This is a genomic window from Rhodococcus sp. IEGM 1370 (assembly GCF_033142325.1).
Classification (GTDB): domain Bacteria; phylum Actinomycetota; class Actinomycetes; order Mycobacteriales; family Mycobacteriaceae; genus Rhodococcoides.
Genome location: NZ_JAWLRY010000048.1, coordinates 1 through 1,334, shown reverse-complemented (window position 1 = coordinate 1,334; position 1,334 = coordinate 1). Strand labels below are relative to the sequence as shown.

Genomic DNA, 1,334 nt, shown 5'->3' with positions numbered 1-1,334 from the left:
GTGTGTGTTGTTTGAGAATTGCACAGTGGACGCGAGCATCTTTGTTGTAAGTAATGAAGAGCGTACGGTGGATGCCTTGGCACCAGGAGCCGATGAAGGACGTAGGAGGCTGCGATAAGCCTCGGGGAGCTGTCAACCGAGCTGTGATCCGAGGGTGTCCGAATGGGGAAACCCAGCACGAGTGATGTCGTGTTACCTGCACCTGAATATATAGGGTGTGTGGAGGGAACGTGGGGAAGTGAAACATCTCAGTACCCACAGGAAGAGAAAACAACAGTGATTCCGTGAGTAGTGGCGAGCGAAAGCGGATGAGGCCAAACTTTGTGCGTGTGATACCCGGCAGGGGTTGCGTATGGAGGGTTGTGGGGTTTGCATTGTCGATTCTGCCGGATCGGCCGACAGTGAGAAATTGTGGTGTTAGTCGAAGTGGTCTGGAACGGCCTGTCGTAGAGGGTGAGAGTCCCGTAGACGAAAACACTGCAACTGTCGTTGTGAATACCCAAGTAGCAGCGGGCCCGTGAAATCTGCTGTGAATCTGTCGGGACCACCCGATAAGCCTGAATACTCCCTGGTGACCGATAGCGGACTAGTACCGTGAGGGAAAGGTGAAAAGTACCCCGGGAGGGGAGTGAAATAGTACCTGAAACCGTGCGCTTACAATCCGTCAAAGCTGGTGAACAGTTTACTGTTGCTGGTGATGGCGTGCCTTTTGAAGAATGAGCCTGCGAGTTAGTGGCATGTCGCGAGGTTAACCCGTGTGGGGTAGCCGTAGCGAAAGCGAGTCCGAATAGGGCGTATCCACGTGAGTGGTGTAGTGGCGTGTTCTAGACCCGAAGCGGAGTGATCTACCCATGGCCAGGTTGAAGCGACGGTAAGACGTCGTGGAGGACCGAACCCACTTAGGTTGAAAACTGAGGGGATGAGTTGTGGGTAGGGGTGAAAGGCCAATCAAACTCCGTGATAGCTGGTTCTCCCCGAAATGCATTTAGGTGCAGCGTCACGTGTTTCTCACCGGAGGTAGAGCTACTGGATGGTCTAGGGGGCCTACAAGCTTACCGAAATCAGCCAAACTCCGAATGCCGGTGAGTGAGAGCGTGGCAGTGAGACTGCGGGCGATAAGGTTCGTAGTCGAGAGGGAAACAGCCCAGATCGCCAGCTAAGGTCCCTAAGCGTGTACTAAGTGGAAAAGGATGTGGGGTCGCGAAGACAACCAGGAGGTTGGCTTAGAAGCAGCCACCCTTGAAAGAGTGCGTAATAGCTCACTGGTCAAGTGATCCTGCGCCGACAATGTAGCGGGGCTCAAGTACACCACCGAAGCTGCGGCACTCACACAA

Annotated in this window: 1 rRNA gene; it reads left to right on the top strand. The window is 54.2% G+C overall.

From position 1 onward, the window contains the following. Positions 1-44 precede the first annotated feature (44 nt). Positions 45-1,334: ribosomal RNA gene (locus R4P47_RS24860) — 23S ribosomal RNA — on the top strand; the annotation flags it as partial.